At 44.0% G+C, this 16,690-nt stretch carries 15 protein-coding genes; 6 read left to right on the forward strand and 9 right to left on the reverse strand.

Translation table 11 applies throughout. The annotated features are described in order from the left end of the window. Positions 1–164 precede the first annotated feature (164 nt). Both NFI80_RS17205 and NFI80_RS17210 read left to right on the forward strand, forming a co-directional pair. Positions 165–2,057: an amidophosphoribosyltransferase gene (locus tag NFI80_RS17205; protein ID WP_233794823.1), complete on the forward strand. Its 1,893-nt coding sequence runs from the start codon at positions 165–167 to the stop codon at positions 2,055–2,057. A 132-nt stretch (positions 2,058–2,189) separates the two neighbouring features. Then, complete coding sequence (locus NFI80_RS17210) at positions 2,190–2,705, forward strand: DUF6265 family protein (protein WP_235161224.1); 516 nt, start codon at positions 2,190–2,192, stop codon at positions 2,703–2,705. A gap of 50 nt (positions 2,706–2,755) precedes the next feature. On the opposite strand, the gene NFI80_RS17215 is transcribed toward NFI80_RS17210, so the two are convergent. The 9 genes from NFI80_RS17215 to NFI80_RS17250 all read right to left on the reverse strand — a co-directional run bounded on the left by NFI80_RS17215 (position 2,756) and on the right by NFI80_RS17250 (position 11,025). After that, positions 2,756–3,202, reverse strand: a complete 447-nt coding sequence (locus NFI80_RS17215; protein ID WP_235165353.1) for a DMT family transporter — start codon at positions 3,200–3,202, stop codon at positions 2,756–2,758. A 23-nt stretch (positions 3,203–3,225) separates the two neighbouring features. Then, positions 3,226–3,537 (reverse strand): NADH-quinone oxidoreductase subunit NuoK, encoded by a 312-nt coding sequence (nuoK, locus tag NFI80_RS17220; RefSeq protein WP_255703587.1) that lies wholly within the window; start codon positions 3,535–3,537, stop codon positions 3,226–3,228. Next, on the reverse strand, positions 3,534–4,052 hold the full coding sequence (locus NFI80_RS17225; RefSeq protein WP_235165354.1) for an NADH-quinone oxidoreductase subunit J family protein: 519 nt from the start codon (positions 4,050–4,052) through the stop codon (positions 3,534–3,536). The genes nuoK and NFI80_RS17225 overlap by 4 nt, the downstream gene beginning before the upstream one ends. A gap of 11 nt (positions 4,053–4,063) precedes the next feature. After that, on the reverse strand, positions 4,064–5,116 hold the full coding sequence (locus tag NFI80_RS17230; RefSeq protein ID WP_254414155.1) for a 4Fe-4S dicluster domain-containing protein: 1,053 nt from the start codon (positions 5,114–5,116) through the stop codon (positions 4,064–4,066). A 62-nt stretch (positions 5,117–5,178) separates the two neighbouring features. Beyond that, the gene (locus NFI80_RS17235; protein WP_235165356.1) at positions 5,179–5,805 is read right to left on the reverse strand and encodes a thioredoxin family protein; all 627 of its coding nucleotides are present in this window, start codon (positions 5,803–5,805) and stop codon (positions 5,179–5,181) included. 46 nt (positions 5,806–5,851) lie between these two features. Beyond that, a complete protein-coding gene (locus tag NFI80_RS17240) occupies positions 5,852–7,117 on the reverse strand; it encodes a glycosyltransferase family 4 protein (RefSeq protein ID WP_235165357.1) in 1,266 nt (421 codons plus the stop codon). Beyond that, on the reverse strand, positions 7,074–8,918 hold the full coding sequence (locus NFI80_RS17245) for an alginate lyase family protein (protein WP_235165358.1): 1,845 nt from the start codon (positions 8,916–8,918) through the stop codon (positions 7,074–7,076). Before NFI80_RS17245 ends, NFI80_RS17240 begins: the two co-directional genes overlap by 44 nt. Then, complete coding sequence (locus NFI80_RS25625) at positions 8,915–9,475, reverse strand: Gfo/Idh/MocA family protein (protein WP_310587941.1); 561 nt, start codon at positions 9,473–9,475, stop codon at positions 8,915–8,917. Before NFI80_RS25625 ends, NFI80_RS17245 begins: the two co-directional genes overlap by 4 nt. A 92-nt stretch (positions 9,476–9,567) precedes the next feature. Next, positions 9,568–11,025, reverse strand: a complete 1,458-nt coding sequence (locus tag NFI80_RS17250) for a bi-domain-containing oxidoreductase (protein ID WP_310587942.1) — start codon at positions 11,023–11,025, stop codon at positions 9,568–9,570. Between the two features lie 116 nt (positions 11,026–11,141). On the opposite strand from NFI80_RS17250, the gene NFI80_RS17255 reads away from it, so the two are divergent. The 4 genes from NFI80_RS17255 to NFI80_RS17270 all read left to right on the forward strand — a co-directional run bounded on the left by NFI80_RS17255 (position 11,142) and on the right by NFI80_RS17270 (position 16,556). Further along, a complete protein-coding gene (locus NFI80_RS17255) occupies positions 11,142–12,299 on the forward strand; it encodes a Gfo/Idh/MocA family protein (protein ID WP_235165360.1) in 1,158 nt (385 codons plus the stop codon). 250 nt (positions 12,300–12,549) lie between these two features. After that, on the forward strand, positions 12,550–12,984 hold the full coding sequence (locus NFI80_RS17260; RefSeq protein ID WP_235165361.1) for a carboxypeptidase-like regulatory domain-containing protein: 435 nt from the start codon (positions 12,550–12,552) through the stop codon (positions 12,982–12,984). A 63-nt stretch (positions 12,985–13,047) separates the two neighbouring features. Further along, positions 13,048–13,431, forward strand: coding sequence for a carboxypeptidase-like regulatory domain-containing protein (locus NFI80_RS17265; protein ID WP_235165362.1), 384 nt, complete (start codon positions 13,048–13,050; stop codon positions 13,429–13,431). A 266-nt stretch (positions 13,432–13,697) separates the two neighbouring features. Next, complete coding sequence (locus tag NFI80_RS17270; protein WP_235165365.1) at positions 13,698–16,556, forward strand: T9SS type A sorting domain-containing protein; 2,859 nt, start codon at positions 13,698–13,700, stop codon at positions 16,554–16,556. Positions 16,557–16,690: the final 134 nt, after the last annotated feature.

A 16,690-nucleotide genomic window follows, 5' to 3' on the forward strand; every position in this document is an offset into this window, starting at 1 on the left:
CCGGCTTGTAAAATTCGGAGAAATTTGAAGTTTTTTAAGCCAAAGGATTTGTACCTTTGCGACGCATAACGAACTATTTTAGATTATTAATTCGTTAAGTTATTATTCAGGGAATACAATTTGCATACAGCAAATAATAATATTTCTAACGCATAACTCTTCATATGAGCGACGCCATTAAGCATGAGTGCGGCATAGCACTTATCCGTCTTAGAAAGCCTTATCAATACTACATCGACAAGTACGAGACACCGCTATACGCAGTCCACAAGCTTTCGGTAATGATGGAAAAACAGGTAAACCGGGGACAGGATGGAGCCGGAGTAGCCAATATCAAGATAGATGTTCCGCCAGGGAAACGATACATCAGCAGATACAGATCCGTAGAGCCTCAACCACTTACGGATATTTTTTCCAAAATCCACAAGAAATTCCGTAAGGGTTTAAAGAATCATAGAGACCGCGCCAATGATGGCAAATGGTTGCAGGAAAACCTGGCTTTTACAGGCGAGGTTTGGCTGGGTCATTTGCGTTACGGAACGCACGGTTCCAATGAAGTTGAGAACTGCCACCCTATGCTGCGCCAGAGCAACTGGAGAAGCCGCAACCTGGTCATGGCGGGGAATTTCAACATGACTAATGTGGACGAGCTCTTTGGAAAACTTGTCTCACTCGGCCAGCATCCAAAAGAAAAAGTGGATACTGTGACGGTGATGGAGAAAATAGGACATTTCCTGGATGAAGAGAACCAAAGAGTGTTCGAACGCTTCAAAGGAATTTACGAAAATCCGACACTTTCAGACGTTATAGAAGAGAATATCGACCTGCCGCGTCTGCTTTACAGATCGTGCAGGGACTTTGACGGAGGTTATGCCATGTGCGGATTAACTGGCTATGGTGCTTCATTCGTGATCCGTGATCCAGCTGGAATTCGTCCTGCATTCTACTATGCAGATGATGAAGTGGTTGTCGTTGCCTCTGAAAAACAAGCGATTAAGGCTGCTTTTAATGTTGATTATAATCAGATTCAGGAAATCACGCCAGGCTCAGCATTGATCGTTGACAAAAATGGCGAGTACAATGAATTCCCGATCTTGCCACAGCTTGAAAAACGCTCTTGCAGCTTCGAAAGGATTTATTTCTCACGCGGAACTGATCCGGATATTTACAACGAGCGCAAGCAATTGGGCAAGCTGTTAATCCCGCAAATATTGAAAGAGGTCAATTACGACCTTGAAAATACAATCTTCTCTTACATCCCGAACACGGCTGAAACGGCGTTTTTGGGAATGATAGAAGGTTTGGAAGAATATCTTTCGAAAAAGCGCAAGCAGGCCATTATGGAAGGCATTCTTTTCGAAGCCGACCTGGAAAAACTGCTTTCTTTCAGACCCAGAATTGAAAAACTGGTAACTAAAGACGTAAAATCGCGGACGTTTATTACAGCGGACGCTTTGCGTGACGATATGGTTTCCAGCGTTTACGACACCACATTTGAAGTGGTTCGTAAGAATGTGGATACGGTTGTGATTATCGACGACTCCATTGTTCGCGGAACAACGCTTGAAAAGAGCATTCTGACAATGCTGGACCGGTTAAGTCCTAAGAAAATTGTTGTGGCATCATCCGCTCCGCAAATCCGTTTCCCGGATTGCTACGGAATAGATATGTCGAAAATGAAGGATTTCGTTGCTTTCAGGGCGGTGCTCAAATTGCTTGAAGAACGTGATCTGGAATATTTGCTGGAAGATACTTACATGCACAGTGTAACTTCTATCGCAACCAAAAATCCATATCATACCAACTTTGTGAAGGCACTTTACGAGCCTTTTACAGATCAGGAGATTTCAAACAAAATTGCTGAGATCATTCGTCCGAAAGATCTGAATGCTGAGCTTTCCGTTGTGTTCCAGACTGTTGAGAATTTACATAAGGCTTGTCCGCAACATTTGGGAGACTGGTATTTTACCGGAAATTATCCAACATTAGGCGGAAATAAAGTGGTTAACAAAGCATTTGCCAATTCGCATGAAGGAAAATTGGAAAGAGCTTATTAAGTATAAAAATATAGAAGTAGGAAGAGCCGCTGCACATTTGCAACGGCTCTTTTTTTGTATTTCAGCTATTTTTATAGAAATTGGAACCTCCGGAGAATGTATGATCCGAAATTTATTTAAACCTAAATCCTAATGATGCAATCTACTAAAATGACATTACTGAAAGCGTGCTCCCTACTTTTTGCCCTTTGCGTGCTTACAAATTTTGCAAACGCACAAACCACCACCGGCAGCCTTAACGACCTCAGTTTTCTGGAAGGACATTGGAAAGGCACTTACAACGGCGGCCCTATTGAAGCTGGCTGGACAGCTCCCGAGGGAAACAACATTATGGGTTACATTCGCATGATTAAGGATGATAAACCTGCTCTGTATGAAGTATTTGCATTCGAACCAGGCGAAAAAGGACCGATCGCACGCGTGAAACATTTCAAGCCAGGGCTCATTGCATTGGAGGAAAAAAACGTTTCGGACACTTACAATTTCATCGAAGCCAAAAAGAATCAGGCATTATTTGAGAAAGATGACGTTTCTGTGCGGATTATTTACGAAAGACGCTCGCAGAACCAGCTGGTTATTCAGCGCGGAAAAATGGAGGATAACAAATGGGTTTTTATGGACCTCTTCGTGTTTACAAGGGTTCCTTAACTAGCTGATTTACAACAGTTCTCAAAGCGATTCGGAAACGGATCGCTTTTTTAGTTTTTCAGAATCAGGTAAACGCCAGCAACTAACAAAATAGCCCCGGCAATGCGCGGCAATGTGATCGGATGCACGGCAAATCCTTGCAAACCGTAATGATCAATAGCGATGGCGGCGATCATCTGGCCGGCCACAACCAGGCAGATCATATTAGCGGGACCAATATTTCTCACTATAAAAATTACGGTAAGCACATAAAAAGCGCCCAAAACGCCTCCCATAAACCTTGTCCAGGAAACCTGCTTAATATCTGAAATGCTGGGAATGGGGTTTTGATTAAAACAGGCGAATGCAATCAACAGCACTATAAAACCGACAAAAAAGGATGTCAATGCCGCTAAAATCGGATTGTTGAACGACTCACGCAATTGCACATTCACGCCGGACTGAACCGCGTTGCTGATGCCAATCAAGAAAGCTAAAAAGAGGAAAATCCAGTGCATGCAACAAATTTTTCAATACAAATTTACTTCTTCAGTTCATCCACTTCGTCGGGGTCAACCGTCTGATAATGACCATAAACGCGTAAGATTATCGCCAGCGCAATAGCCACTTCGGCCGCAGCCACCACAATGACAAAAAGCGAAAAAAGCTGCCCGCTCAACCGTTCAGGATCATATTGACTGAATGCTACCAGATTGATATTCACTGCATTCAGCATTAATTCGATCCCAAGCAATATGCCGATAAAATGTCGTTTTGTGACAGCAATAGCAAGACCAATGCAAAAAAGTGCAGCAGCAACGATAAGAAAATGTTGTAACGGAATGGAGGTCATGGCGCAGGATTACGGTTCATAGCGAGATAGGCAGCGCCAACCAAGGCAACCAGTAATAAAATAGCAGCGATTTCGAACGGGAGCAGATGGCTGGTCATGAGTTCTACACCAATCGTCTTAATGGTGGACCGGCTGCTGATCAGATCGCCAGTCATCTTGAAATTTGCGGACGAAATGATTTTCACGAGCATCACGAAAACGCCTGCACCGAGCAAAAACCCCCAAACTTCACGACTAAGCAGGATTTCAACACGATTATGATGCTGCGAATCGTCGCTTTTCTTTTTCTGCGTAAGCATGATCCCGAAGATCAATAAAACCAGGATCCCGCCAACGTAAATCATGATCTGCGTTACGCCAAGAAAGTCCGCGCCGGCCAGAATGTATAATGCTGCAACGCCTAAAAAAGCCAGGAACAGTGCAAATGCACCATAAATGAGGTTTTTGGAAAATAATATGAAAAGCGCAGCAATGATTGCGAGAAGTGAAAACCCATAAAATGCTGCAATTTCCATGTAGATCAATGCTATTCTTTAGACTTCGGTTTCATCGTTGGCTTGAAAACTGGCCGTGCTGCTGGTTTGGGAGCTTCCGCTGGGCTAACTTCCTCACCAGGAACAATATCCGTAGGAACAACATCGGTCTTTTCTTGTGAGGCAACCTTCGGTTTCATGGATGGCCTGAAAGGCAGTTTCGGTGCCGGCTTTGGCGCCTCCTCAACTTTCGCTTCGAATGTTTCTTCCTTAATTACCGGATCGGCATTAACCGGATTAACATTAACCGGCTCTACATTAATCGGCTCTGCATTAACCGGGTCAACATTAACAGGCTCCGTCTTTTCCGCAGCAGGCGCTGGTTTCTTTGGTAAGAAAGCCGGGCGTGGTGGTTTTGTAACCGGCGCTTCCTCTTTCGCCTCGGCTTCAGTATCCTGGACTTTCGGCTTCATACCCGGCTTAAACACAGGTCTTGCCGGAGTTGCCGCTGGTTTTTCAGCCGTCACAGCCGGTTTCGGAGCTGCTTTTAATGCTTCTTTTTCTTTCTGGAATTGTTCAAGCAGGCGGCGTTTCTCATCTGCTTCTTCGGGCGTCAGATTGGTATAATTGTAAACCATATCCCGAACGTCTAACTCACTGTAATCGAACGTCTTGGTCATGGTAAGACATTCTGTCGGGCAAACTGTCGTGCATAGTCCGCAATAGCAGCATTTCGCCATATCAATGTCGAACTTCGCGGCATACAACCGGATCGACGATCCGTCAGATGCTTTTCCAATTTCCTCTATTGCCTTAATCGGCTCAATATCAATACAATCAACCGGGCAAACTTTCACACATTTATCGCAGACAATGCAATCGTCGATTTCATTGTGCAAACGATAGCGGCCATTGTCGGGGATCGGAATGGTTTCCTGCGGATACTGGATCGTAACCATCCCCTCCTGCCCTCCAAAAAAATCATCTGAACGGATATCCACCATTCTACGGCGCTTCCGTGCATTCCACAAATGCCTCAGCGTCAGCCGCATTCCGGTCACTGTGGTGCTGATTCCTTCCGATATGTTTTTAAAATACGTCGACAAACCCCTTTGTATAAATTTACTAAGCTTATTCTGCCTATCGCAAATATAGACTAAACTGATTTTTAAAACTCATTTTTCAACCAAACACCTTTCAATAGCACCCGTAATTCCCGCTGCAAGCTCAGCGACTTGTCTGCGATATACCAGCGCTGCATTTCTTCCGAAAATTCCTGATAACTTTTTACCGGATTGGCCTTATAAGCCCTCATCATTTCCTGTCCTTCTTCCGGCCTCGGTCCCCAGGTGAAAAGCTCATTAAAATCCTCGTCTACAGCAATCAATTTAGGAATCGATTTTCCGCCGTTGGTCAGATAAGCGTCCATAATCGTCGGATTTTCATCACGCAATAAAATTTTGACTGTGATCAGCGGATTAGTTAATGTCGCCGCAACAATGGGCGGGATATTTTGTGAAGCATCACCACACCACGCTTCCGTCAGAATATACCAGGTCTGCGGGATCGTAACGTTGTTAATGGTTTCTTTCAACTCTTCCGTCACCACCACTGTCTTGTTCAGGCGCTGCATCCGGGCCAGGTTCAGCCTGGTATAATGGTTAAGATCCTCGGATTGTTTTTCGCCAGTTGTCCTTTTTTCCAAGACAACTTTTTCCATTAAGCGCATATAATCTGCGTAGGAATATGCATTTTCAGTGACGGCCAATGGAAAGAGATCTGCTACGTTTTTCATTTGATTTCTTTATTAAAAAACCCTTTGAAAGCGCTTTCGGTTCCTGTTATGGCGCGGTTTGAGACTGCGTTCCCTGCATATTTTCAATGTATTGCAAGTATTTCTGAGCCAAATGCGCACGGTCAAAAAATTGGCTTGCATATACATAGCCATTGCGACCATGAAGCTCCGCGAGAGCCGGATCCGCGAGATATAGTAAAACCTTTTTTGCAAAATCACCCGGATTCTCGGGTTCAATGTAAAGCCCTGCATGCGCATCCTCAATCAGCTGTCTGGAGATCCCATCGATAGCAAGCAAAACCGGTTTTTGGCAGGCGAAATAATCGAAAGTCTTGTTGCTGTAAACGGTTTTAAAAATTTCGGTTCGTTTCAAAACAGAAGTGCCTGCGTCTGCCGCGAGGATGTATTTGAAAATGTCCCACTTTGCAACTGTATTGATAAATGTAACATTGCCCAGTTCCCTGTGCTTTGCCTGGGCCATTAGCTTCTTTTTATCCGGACCGTCGCCAATGAGCAGAAAATGCGTGGCAGTCCCCTTCAAAATTTCAGCCGCGTCGATGAGTTGCATCAAATGATTGGCAATGCCGTGCGCACCAACGTAAATAATAATGAAACAATGGTCCAACCCAAGCGACTTTCGGAATGCAACCCTGTCAAAATCTGCATCCAGATTATCTGAAAAGGTAAAATCAGCCGCATTGGGAATGAGCCAGATTTTTTCGGACTGAACATTCTTTTGATGTATCAAAATGGTTTTGAATGCCGGCGTCAGCACGGTAACGGCTTTTGCATGGTGATACAGAAACTTTTCAAGCCTAAATGCTGCCTTTATCAATGGCTTACTTTGCAAAACACCCGTCTCCACGGCTGATTCTGGCCATAAGTCTCTGATTTCCAGAATGAACTTAGCTTTTTTAATCCGGGAAATCACCAAACCAGCAATGCCCACAAACAAAGGCGGCGATGTAGAAAGCACCACATCATATTCTCCCTTTAAATAAAAAGCTCCACCCCAAGTTGCCGAAAAAACAAACGAAAACTGCGCCAAAAGCCTTGCTATGAAGCCATTACCGGTAGACGTAGGAACATTACAGCGAACAACTTTCACTCCATTTCGATTTGTCTGCATTACAAAACTTTTCTGACCCAGAGAGGACAAATTGCCTTTCATATAATGCGTTGTTCCAGCCAGAACGGTCACCCTATGCCCCGCTTCGACCCAAATCCGGCTCATCTCGTTCCACCGCGACCCGCCGCCATCATTGTCTTCAAGAAAATATTGGTGGATCAAAAGAATGTGCATTTGTCTCATAAAGTCCTTTTTCTGAAATCACCGTCCTGATGAATCCGCTAAACGTCGAAAACACCAATCTTTGACAAACCTCCTTACTTCCATAAGTGCCGGAATACCAGCCTTCTGTTTCCTCAAATTCAATGATAGATCCCTCTTTATCCGAGGAGATCATATGATAATGTTCAAAGAAATCCGGGCAAGGATGCCAGATTTGATGCATAGGAAGGTGTTTTGGAGCATTTTCTATCCGGTCTTCAATGATCCATTGATGCCATTTTTTTGACTTCGTAACGCGGCGGTGATGCTTGATGCCTTTGCCCAAATGATAAAAGCCCTCAAATTCCGCCTCAATTTCGAATGCATTAACCCGTTCATTTACAAACCCTGACGTTTTCTTAATCCAGCCAAACCAAATAAAACGCGGGCCTTTTTTCATCTGATCAAAATCTCCCAGCATGACCGTATTGTGCGAGGCGCTCCCATTGAAATATTTTGTCCATTTATCTTCCGTGTTGTAAGAAAATGAACCGGCGTCGCGCATGATGTTCTTACCATTTGCCCAAATGTCCAAATGCAGATGATCGGCCTGAAAAGGCCGGTTTGTGTACGTGCCGCAGCGTAGGAAGGTCAATGTGTTTTGATCGCGGATTATATAGTAACCGCCGTTTTCAAAAGTTGTTATTAACGTAGGTTTGAAATCAGGATCATCCCCTATAACCTTGCTAAGCGCAGTTAATTGCGGGCGAAAATCCCTAAAATGGGTGTCTGCAAGCGGGAAAAACAATGCGCCATCGTTATTGCCATAATTAGGAAGCCATCCGCTCACATCATCCTGACAGGTTCGCAAAAAATGATATGATTTTCGAGCACGATCGTAAATCACATCATCGAATTTTTCCCCGTCCGACTCAGCCACTTGTATGGCCAAAGTCAGCAATTGCACGGCCACGCGGTGGTAGTTCATTGAGAATTGGAGAAATGTTCCGTCCGGGTAAATCTGGTAAACGATTTCTTTTTCAAACCATTTTTTACCGTTGATTTTCCATTTCAAGCTTTCCGGAAACTGCGGAAAAGCGTATCCTATCACATACAAAGCCAAGGTCTCGGTCAATGCGTGATTATTTCTGACCACATTTCTTGAATAATGAATGTGGTCTGCCACATGCCTCATCTGGTCGTAAATGCTTTGCGTAATCTTTTTGAAAATCTCGGCCGAAAGTGTTTCTGAATTTTTATAGTAATGTAAAGCGGAAGTCCAATTGAGAACGCGTAATGAAATTTCCTGGCTGCAAATCCAGTTCGGGCCACGGTTGACAGGATTTTGATCGATCCAGTCTAAAATCAATGCAAAGACGAGTTCAGATTGATCTTTTTGAAAATGATAATCATAGCGCAAAAGATCAAAAAGGAAGCAGAAGCGCGATTTTTCCCAGACATATTTAATGTCTCCTGCCTCTTTTGAAAGCGTTGGAATTGCGCTCCAATGGGTATTTTTATTGTATTTAAATCCATTTTCAGGATTTGTATGCCAATCGGGAACTGTGTACCAACGGTTGTGGAAAAAAAGAAAGCGGTTTCGCCGGATATGCTCAACCCTTTCCTGCAAGATGGACGACGCTGTGTTTTTTATTAAATCTGTTCTGCCCGGATCTAGTGGAAACTGAATGTCTTGATCGAGCCAATCTTCCTTTGAAAAATGCGGTAAAGGCCTTTTATGAACCGGAAAGCGAAGCATTAGCAATCCTGTCCCGCGCTGGATTTCGTGCCAAATGCGGCAAAGGACATATCGAAAGCCCATATTTTTGAAAATCTGGATCATATGTTAATCCAGGTTTTCAGTTTCAGGCTTTCCAATGCCGCCAATGTGGCTTCCGTTGTATTTATGATATCTTCAAACGGAATCGGTGCTTTTCCTCCATTTCTGACAAAATCCAACAGCGCTTCGAATGCCTCTCTATGCCCCTTGTTCTGGCTGGTTTTCAACCTGGAAAAGTGTTTAAAACCGTAACCATGCAAGGTTTTGAAATTATCCAGGATTAAAGTGCGTCCGGATGCATGGACCTCAATGCGTTCTTTGGGATAATGGGAATGCCCGTTTGAAAAATAATTGACGACCCCTGTTGAGCCATTTTCGCATTTAAGCAAAATAGAAGCATTATCAGTCGTTGCAGCCGGGTTTGGCATCATCGCATTTGTGCAAACCGACTCAATTCTGCTTCCCGCCAGAAATGCAATCAAATCAATAAAATGGCAAGCTTCTCCCAGAATCCGGCCACCCCCGGTTTTTAGATCATGTATCCATGCATTTTGCGGGACAAAACCCGCATTAACATTGATAACAATATTCATCACAGCATCTCCCAGCAAGCTTTTCATCTGCTGTACATGCGGCGAAAAGCGCCGGTTAAACCCGACTGTAACCGATACATTCGCTGGGTTTTCGTGTTGAAAAATGTTGGTAAACGCACTCAGTTCGTCTTGGCAAATAGCCGAGGCTTTTCGACAAAAACATGCTTTCCGGCTTTTACAGCATCACAAGCCATTTGCGAATGCAGGTTATGCCGCGTTGTAATCATCACCAGATCAACTTCCGGATCACCGAGGACATCCTGATAGTCCGTTCCGCAAAATGCAATGTTGTATTTACGGGCCAGATTGGCTGCCGATAATCCGTTTGCGCTGACAATGTGCTTGATCGACGCATTTTTCAATAGCGGAAGCAATGTTGCCGACGTGTAATGCCCGGCCCCTATGATGCCGATTACCCCATCATTTCCCGAAAAACTTTGCCTGAATAACTGAATTGATCTTTTTGACAAGCATGTTTCAGGATAATCCAGGATCACCGCAATACTTTTTTGAGCATCCAGATTGGCATAGGCAGCCTTAAAATCATTTAGCGGGAAATTTCCACCAATCAAATAGGAAGGATCGAACGAGCCGTTCGACATCAAATGAAGCACTGCCTGAAAGTTGCGGTTCTCTGTCCAGCGGACATAAGCATGCGGATAGTCATTACCATTTTGCTCATATTCAGCATCATAGCGACCCGGGCCGTAGGAGCAAGAAACCTGGAATGTCAATTCTTTTTCATAAAAATCCGAGCGGTGGATCCGAAGATCAGCCGTTCCGATCAATACAATTTTACCTCGTTTTCGCGTAAGCCGTGCTGCTTGCGATAAAATATGATCAGATTGAGAAGCAGTGGCAATGATGACGGCGTCGGCACCAAAGCCGTTTGTGAGGCTTTTGATGCAATGTTCAGGGCTTAGTGAATTTGGGTTAATAGCTGCAAAACCTCTCGAAACGGCCACTTTGAGCCTTTCCTCGTTCGTCTCAATGCCAATTACATTACATCCGCTGATTTTCAGCATTTCGGCAGTCAGCAAGCCAATAAGTCCCAGCCCGATCACAACGACAGTCTCTCCGAGGGAAGGCGACACGAGCCGGACCGCATTCAGTCCAATGGACGTCAGTACAGTAAAAACTGCCTGATCATCAGCAACATTCGCAGGAATTTTTGCCAGTAGATTTCTTGGAATGCAAACCATTTCTGCATGCGGCCCGTTGCTCACAATCCGGTCTCCGACTTGAATGTCCTGCACGCCTTCGCCTATTTCTAAAACGTGTCCCACATTGCAGTAACCTAATGGAATGGGCTGAGCGAGCCTGTTAGATATGCTTTTAATTGCAGAGATCAAGCCATCGGATCTTATTTTCTGAATGGCGAGCAGGAACTTGTCAGGCTGTAATTTTGCCTTTTGAAATGGATTTGCTTTTGAGAAACGGATCAATGCGCGCTCGGTTCCTGCTGAGATCAGGCTTTTGTGCGTCTGGATCAGCACATAACCCGGCTGGACAATCGGAGGTGGGACTTCCTGCAACGAAGTTTCCCCCGTTCGCAGGTTTTGCGTAAGCTGCTTCATGAAATATAGTGTGTTATTGAGTGCCGGAAATTACAATGTTAAATGCAATAACAAAATTTTAATATTTTTGATAATTACAATTCAAGTAAAAAAAGCAAATCCAGCTTAATTAAAGCATGAAAAAACTGAATATTGGAATCGTAGGTTATAAGTTTATGGGCCGCGCGCACAGCAATGCCTGGAAGAAAGCACCGCAATTTTTTGACATGCCCGCAACGCCCGTGTTGAAAGCAGCATGCGGCAGACATGAGGGTTCACTCAAAGAATTTGCCGAAAAATGGGGCTGGGAAGAAACCGAAACCGACTGGAAAAAGCTCGTTTCCAGGCCAGATATTGACATTATCGACGTTGCACTGCCTCAGCAACTGCATTACGAAGTCGCTCTCGCTGCTGCTAAGGAAGGCAAGCATATATTTTGTGAAAAACCGCTTTCCATGAACAGCAAGCAAGCAGAGGAAATGCTGAAAGCCTGTGAGGATAACAATGTCAAGCATTATCTCAACCACAATTACAGAAGAACGCCGGCGGTTTCTTTTGCCAAAAAGATGATTGAAGATGGCAAAGTCGGCCGCATTTTCCATTGGCGCTGTGCCTATCAGCAAGACTGGATCATTGACCCCAACTTCCCTTTAACCTGGCAGTTACAAAAAGAATATGCACAGGCCGGCCCGCAATGGGACTTAAATTCTCACGCTGTTGATCTCGCACATTATCTTGTGGGCGACATCGCAAGCGTTTCTTCGTTGACTGCGAATTTTATTAAAAGTCGCCCGATTGTGGAAGGTGGCGGGACAACCGGAAATCTGACGGCAGGCGAAGTTGGCACCGAAATGGGCGAAGTAACCGTGGAAGACGCTGCATTGATGATGGTGATGTTTAAAAACGGCGCAATAGGCTCATTTGAAGCCACGCGTTTTGCCGCAGGCCGGAAAAACAGGCTGACTTTTGAGATCTACGGAAGCAAGGGCAGTCTCTGTTTCGATCTGGAAAGGATGAACGAACTGCAATATTTTTCGCGGGAAGACGAAAGCGGGCAGCAAGGTTTCCGGACCATTCTGGCAACCGAGGCAGCGCATCCTTATGCCGGAAACTGGTGGCCAGCCGGGCACATTATAGGTTATGAACATTCATTTGTGCACGCTGTCGTGGATTTTGTAGCGGCCATTGAAAACGATACGGCGATCAAGCCCGATTTTTCAGACGGCTTAAAGATCATCCAGGTTCTGGAAGCTGGCCTAGAATCCGCGGCATCCAAGCGCCAGGTTGATCTGTAAAATATTTTCAAGCCACCTTTGACAAAATCAACAATAAAAGATTGCGATCACGTATATGTATATTCGTTTGTTAAAGGTGGTTTGAATTGCTTACCTCAACACATTTGAGTTAACAACGGTTACAACTAGTTACCGTTAATTTACTGATCCTAACCGGAGAATCATCGCTTATTCCAAGCGATGCAATTATTTCTACCTTCCGTTCTATTAAATGCTAAATGATGGCATTCACCATGAAACGGAATTGCGTATGAAACAACACTACTTTTTATCTCATTTCAAATCTTCTCTTATACCAGCCTTGCTGCTGCTAGTAACATGCTCATTAAGCAGCTGCTTCCTCAAACAAGACCGCACAACCACGGTTTACGGGACGATTACGGATCAGAACGGGAAGCCGGTTGATAGTATTATGGTGATCTTAACAGGTCTCAAATTCAATAATGGGACCGTTCTGAAGGAAGTCTATTCTGACAAGGATGGAAATTTTGAGCTAGTTGCCGACCTCCCGAAAAAATATAGTGCTATTAATGTAGAAGTGCCTTTTCTCCCCCATAAGAATTCAAAATTCCAGAACAATTATAATGGCTTTAAAATCGAAAAAGACGGAGTTCCTACGAACAATTGCTGCACTGCATCAATAGGCGAAAAAACCAAATACGATTTTCAATTAATTCCTAAATAACACGCTATGAAGCACATACAACGAGATTTATCAATCTTATCTAAACACGTACTATACATTTTCATGCATTTACTAACCATTATTCACCTCCAAAGCTGCTTTCTCAAACAAGATCGCACGACGACGGTTTATGGGACGATTACGGATCAGAATGGAGAGCCGGTGGATAGTATTTTGGTGACTGCCCAAGGGTCTAAACATGTGAAGTACGAGATTTTTGATGAAGCTTTTACAGATGAGACCGGGCATTACGAATTAGTCGCTGACGTGCCCCGACAAGCTCATTCGGTAAATGTGGTAATCCCATTTTCACTGAATAAAAATCCAAAATTTGGAAAACACTTTAAAGACTACTTGGTCTTTAAAAACGAGATAAGAACACTGAACTGCTGCAACCTTGATATTGGCGGGAAAACAAGGTATGACTTTCAGTTAATCGCTAAATAACCAAATCACTCACTTAACCATACACTAAAATGTATCACTTTGCAGCTGCTGCAAGGAGAGGACGTTATTGTCTTCTTCCAGCCCTTCTTTTTGTCTTTTCTATCACTTTTGCTCAGGATTACGAGCAGCTACGGCAACAAAAAATCAACAGTCTCGACTTCTCCGGCCTTGGGCAAATGCTATTTCTTAATGCTGGCCTAACTAATCAAAATGAAATTAATTACTTCAAAAATTTAAACAGACAACAAGGAAAAACTCCTGAGCCGGTGTCTTCCGAGGAATGGCAGAATTTATATGAGAGACTGGTCGATACAGACCTGAGACCCGCTCAGGATCGGCTTCCGGAACTTGCAAAACTTGTTGAAACGGATGCCGCAAAACTTACAAAAAGCAATATTATCCCGATTGCATTCATCAATCTCGAAGGCATTTATCTATCTGATGGTGCGCTTAATAAAAACGAAGCACTTAAAAAAGCCGGAAAATCGGTAGATTTTGCAAAATATGAAAAGGTAAGAATCGTATCTGCAGCGGTAATGCAGGAAGATTTGTACCAGTCCAATGTTTCTTTTCTACTGGACGAAGCTCTAAACATTGACAACCATGCTCACAAAATCGATTCTGTGGAGATTGATTTCATTGACGGGCGAGGCTTTACCGCTTATCCGGTAACAAAGAAGTTAATTCCCCATCGTTTTAATTCGATCGGCGAGCATAGCGTAAGAATTCGTTTTGCCATTGGTAATACTAATTATCTCTTTGAAACGAAAGTGAATGTAAGGCAAATGGAACGCCTAAAACCTTACATGGAAATGGAAGTGACTGCAAAGCCGTTTCAATCTGTCGCTTCGGATTCATCTGCCAGAACAGCATTGGCAGGAGGCACCATTCGCATTATTAAAGGATGTGATCAAATATTTGACAAACCCATCATTATTGCAGAAGGTTTTGACATGGGGCAGGATGTAAATCTCGATGCCATTGAAACAAATTATAAAGATCCGCTCAACCAGTTTTTAATTGAAGGCTACGATCTGGTACTGCTCGATTACAACGACGGACGAGCTGCTATTCAGGATAATGCACAGGTCTTAAAGGCGGTCATCGAACTTGTAAACACGCAAAAGACCGGCAATGTTGAATCTATCATTATCGGTGAAAGCATGAGCGGATTGGTTGCCAGGTGGGCATTGCGGGAAATGGAAAATGCAGGACAAGCACACCACGTAAAGCTGATGCTCTGTTACGATACGCCGCATCAGGGTGCGAATGTGCCAGTTGGGCTGACGCAGCTGGCCTATGAGGCACACCCAACAATGCTTACCAACTTCATTCTCAAATTTTTTGCCAAGCGCTGGCGAAATTATTACAAAGCATTGGGGACACCTGCTGCAAAGCAACTATTGCTACATCAGGCAGCGCATCCAAATACGGGCATGAAGCACGCCGACTTTGATAGTTTCCGCACGCAACTCACCGCACTCGGAAATGGCGGCTATCCCCAGAATTGCCGCAATATCGCCGTAATTCATGGCAGTATGGATGCGGGCGACCGTACATTGTTTAATAACTATAATTATGGCAGCAGATTGCTACTAAGTTGGACACCATTAGGACTGCAAAACACCAATATCGACATTCATACCAATGATATCAATAAAGCTAGTAGTGTGTTCAAATTCGCTTCGTGGGGACATCTATGGAATAGAAAAGCTGTTAACCGGACTTACCTAAGTGCTTTAAACGATGATTTTCTTCCTGGTGGACGCACACAATCCGGCGTTCCCAATAAGTTGATTGGTAAGAAGACCCATTTTGAGTTTTGTTTCGTGCCAACATTTAGTTCAATAGATTATCAGGGGCCTAGGTCTACACAAACAGAGAGAGAATTATTAAATGTTTGGAATATTGGTCCAGCGCAATCACCTTTCGCTGCAGTTTATGGGAGAAATGATAACATCAATACTATACACGTTCGAGCAAATTTCATAAACTGGACTTTGATAGGCCTCGCCGAAGGCCTGCTATCCGGCAATGCAGCCTGCCCGGCGCTTCCTGTTCCGCCAATTCCTGTTATCGTCCCTTTCAACACATGCTATCCATTTGGCAAGAAGCGTACGACCGAGGACAACACAGCAAACATTACGGTCTCTTTGAAGAATGCTTCCAATGGGCAATATGTGCATAACTGGACGGTTTTGCCATCCAATCAATATTTTACAACTACCGGTGACCAGATTACATTTCAGGCTGAAAAAGCGGACCATTATGAAGTTACCTGTGTTCGTACTCATCCAAACCGCAGGGATTTGAGCGCGACATCAACAGCAACGATCTGGGTTTATGATTGCGATAATGTTCCAGCGAAGCCGGATGAAGACCAATTGGTGTTTGCAGATGCGGCTGATGTTTGGGAAGGTGATTTCTTACTGACCACGGCTGTGGATTCACTTGCCGTCTTTGCACATTATCACCAAGCGTCCAAGGTTTTATACGCGTCACTGCAAAACGGTACATTCATTCCAAGCAGCAAGCTCAAAGCCAGTGGCATGTTTGATGAATTTGCAGCACTTTTCGCAGAAGAAGATCCTGGCAATCCTCTTCCCGTACGGTTGGTTTCGTTTGAAGCTGCGGCCGAAGGCATGCGTGCATTACTGACATGGGCGACAGCAGCAGAAATCAACAGCGATAAATTCATCATTGAGCGAAGTTCGTCCGGTAAAGACTGGATCGAAATTGGTCAGGTGAAGGCGCGAAGTCTGAGCGTAGCGAAGGAAGCGTATGAATTTTATGATAGGGATATTGATCTTAAAATGGGCTACTATCGCTTGAAAATGATTGATACGGATGGCACATTCGCTTACAGCAAGATCAAAACGCTGAGATTCGACGGTATGGAACCCGCCATATTTCCAAATCCGATCGGCAATGATGGATTAATACATTTGGCAGACGGTGCCAATGCTGCAAACATCGCCATTTTCGATATTTCAGGACTGAAAGTGTTTGAAAAGAGTGGTGCAGCAACGCAGATTAATGTTGAGAAACTTCCACCGGGAAATTATATCATCCGCATCCGATTGAAAGATGGAACTGAGACGAGCCGGTTGGTTGTGAAGAAATAGGTAATAATATTGAAAAACCCTGATCACGTATATCCAATTTCGTTCGTTAAAGGCATCTTTTCAAACTCCCGTAAATTGTTGACGTTTAGGACATAAGTAAAAAAGCATTGACTTATGCCTTAACTATCTGATAG

The sequence above is a fragment of the Dyadobacter chenhuakuii genome (genome assembly GCF_023821985.2).
GTDB lineage: Bacteria > Bacteroidota > Bacteroidia > Cytophagales > Spirosomataceae > Dyadobacter > Dyadobacter chenhuakuii.

Coding starts and splice junctions, on each gene's coding strand:
- nuoK (WP_255703587.1), bottom strand. CDS start 3,537: ATGACCTCCATTCCGTTACAACATTTTCTTATCGTTGCTGCTGCACTT.
- NFI80_RS17235 (WP_235165356.1), bottom strand. CDS start 5,805: ATGAAAAACGTAGCAGATCTCTTTCCATTGGCCGTCACTGAAAATGCA.
- NFI80_RS17255 (WP_235165360.1), top strand. CDS start 11,142: ATGAAAAAACTGAATATTGGAATCGTAGGTTATAAGTTTATGGGCCGC.
- NFI80_RS17215 (WP_235165353.1), bottom strand. CDS start 3,202: ATGCACTGGATTTTCCTCTTTTTAGCTTTCTTGATTGGCATCAGCAAC.
- NFI80_RS17225 (WP_235165354.1), bottom strand. CDS start 4,052: ATGGAAATTGCAGCATTTTATGGGTTTTCACTTCTCGCAATCATTGCT.
- NFI80_RS25625 (WP_310587941.1), bottom strand. CDS start 9,475: ATGAAAAGCTTGCTGGGAGATGCTGTGATGAATATTGTTATCAATGTT.
- NFI80_RS17205 (WP_233794823.1), top strand. CDS start 165: ATGAGCGACGCCATTAAGCATGAGTGCGGCATAGCACTTATCCGTCTT.
- NFI80_RS17265 (WP_235165362.1), top strand. CDS start 13,048: ATGCATTTACTAACCATTATTCACCTCCAAAGCTGCTTTCTCAAACAA.
- NFI80_RS17250 (WP_310587942.1), bottom strand. CDS start 11,025: ATGAAGCAGCTTACGCAAAACCTGCGAACGGGGGAAACTTCGTTGCAG.
- NFI80_RS17210 (WP_235161224.1), top strand. CDS start 2,190: ATGATGCAATCTACTAAAATGACATTACTGAAAGCGTGCTCCCTACTT.
- NFI80_RS17240 (WP_235165357.1), bottom strand. CDS start 7,117: ATGAGACAAATGCACATTCTTTTGATCCACCAATATTTTCTTGAAGAC.
- NFI80_RS17245 (WP_235165358.1), bottom strand. CDS start 8,918: ATGATCCAGATTTTCAAAAATATGGGCTTTCGATATGTCCTTTGCCGC.
- NFI80_RS17260 (WP_235165361.1), top strand. CDS start 12,550: ATGAAACAACACTACTTTTTATCTCATTTCAAATCTTCTCTTATACCA.